At 53.0% G+C, this 2,157-nt stretch carries 1 protein-coding gene; it reads left to right on the top strand.

Going from position 1 to position 2,157, the window contains the following annotated elements; genetic code table 11:
* Positions 1-277 precede the first annotated feature (277 nt).
* Positions 278-1,813, top strand: coding sequence for a MocR-like pyridoxine biosynthesis transcription factor PdxR (gene pdxR / locus BMZ14_RS14555; protein ID WP_074798859.1), 1,536 nt, complete (start codon positions 278-280; stop codon positions 1,811-1,813).
* Positions 1,814-2,157: the final 344 nt, after the last annotated feature.

The raw sequence follows: 2,157 nt of genomic DNA, 5'->3' as shown, positions 1-2,157 counted from the left end.
GCACCGGAGACAGACCTCAACGAGAGCATCAAGCAGGGCAAGATGGTGCTCAAATCCGAAACCAAGGATGAAGATGAGGACGAAGACGAAGACGAGGAGGAGGAGGAGTAATCCGATTCCTTCCTGAAAGGTCCAATTAGCACCACCTTCATTACTGCACATGAGGGTGGTGTTTCAGCACCAAGTGACAGGTTTACGTTCGCTCTCCGAATATGCCAAAATCAGGTATACATCTAGCCCCGAAATCCAGCGCGCATGTGCGCCGTCACGAAAGAATATGGCAATTCCAATTGAACTCGACCACAGCAGCCATCAGTCGCTGCAAGGCCAGCTTTTCGAGCAACTTCGGCACCTCATCCTTGATGGGAAGCTGAAACCGGGCACTCTTATCCCGGCTAGCCGGGTACTCGCGGAGCAGCTGGGTATTTCCCGAAATACCGTTTTGCTCGTTTACGACCGGCTGATTGCTGAAGGGTACCTGCAAGCCCGAAAAGCAATCGGAACATTCGTAAATCTCGAGCTACCCGAAACTTGCCTGGCTGCAGCTCGCAGAACTGCTACTACTTCCGCCCCTGTTCGTGGAGAGACGGTAAAACGCCCTGCTATCCCTTTTATCGGCCAAACACCGGCTAAAAATCACGCCCAACGCGTAGACTTTGATTTTTGCCCGGACCGGATCGGCTTTGATTTATTTCCCCACAAGATCTGGCGCCGGTTTATTAACAGAATATTTACCTCGGCCAGCACACAGTTTGCGGAATGTTGTGATCCAGCCGGATTATCCCAGTTGCGGGAGGTGATTGCCGATCACCTTGGCGTGGCGCGCGGAATCAGCGTTTCTTCTGACCAGATAATTATTACGGGCGGCTCTCAGGAGGGATTGAATCTGGCAGCCCGCCTACTGGTGAAAGAAGGATCATTGGTGGCTACGGAAAACCCCTGTTACCACGGCGCCAAGGCTCTTTTTGAAAGCTATTATGCGAAATTGATTCAGGTGCCTGTGGATGAAGCGGGGCTGGATGTGGAGCAATTGCCCAAAGATGGCGTGACATTGCTCTATGTTACCCCTTCTCATCAGTTTCCTCTTGGCTTTACGCTACCGATCGAGCGCCGGTTGAAGCTTCTGGACTGGGCGCGCCGATGTGGTGCGCTTATCATAGAGGATGACTACGACTCCGATTTCCGATATCGGGGCTCACCCCTTACCGCGCTAATGGGCCTCGATGATCATGGTTGTGTAATGTATTTGGGAACATTCTCCAAATCCATGGGCGCTGGTCTGCGCCTGGGCTATCTGGTTGTGCCCAAAACGTTGATTCCTGCGGCACGTTCGGCCAAGGCGTTGCTCAATAGTGGAAATGCATGGCTGGATCAGGCGACAATGGCCGAGTTTATCCGGAGTGGCGCTTATGGCAATCACCTGAGGCGCATGCGTAACATTTATTCCAAGCGTCATGATTGCCTTATAGAATCATTACGTGATCATTTTGGCCCGGTCCGGCTTTCGGGTTTGGAGAGCGGTCTGCATCTCGCCTGGCACCTGCCGGATAACTACCCTGATGCGCCCGAGCTTGAAGCAATTGCCCTCCGTCATGGGGTGGGCATCTATTCTATCGGGTCCGGCACCACCTATGCTTATGGGAAATGCAGCTATAGCGCCCGTACGCTCATACTTGGTTTTTCTTCCCTTAACGAATACCAGATCCGGGCAGGTATTCGGCGCATGGCTGATGCATTTGCAGGCCTGCCCGCAGATCCAGTGCGTTCAGAAGTGGATGCAAACGTCACGCTGACATCAAACCCAGTCTTCTAGCAAGCTTTTGGCCTGTTGCCTTTAATCCAGTTAATCTCCAGAACTTTATCCAGTTCATTAGCAAGCCAGTTGTTAGCCTGCTAATATTTTTTCGCCAGTATCTATCCAGTTCCTGAAAGCGCCTGAGAACGCGGGAGATTGTAACTCCTGGACTCGGTGGCTAACTGACAGGCATAAAAAAACACCGATCCACCTTTCCGTCGGGTGACGGTGGCGGACCGGTGTCGTCATGCCTTGGGAGCCCGGGCTCGCTCCCTTGGGAGCCGGCCCGGGGCTTCCTCTTGTTACAGCTTGGTGAAGACCGGTATGACCGCACCGGCTATGCTGTTGATGTTGCGATCGCC

Origin of the sequence: Nitrosospira briensis (assembly GCF_900115125.1) — a bacterium.
GTDB lineage: Bacteria > Pseudomonadota > Gammaproteobacteria > Burkholderiales > Nitrosomonadaceae > Nitrosospira > Nitrosospira briensis_A.
Note: the sequence above shows the minus strand (reverse complement) of the source record. Positions and strands in the feature narration are given on the sequence as shown.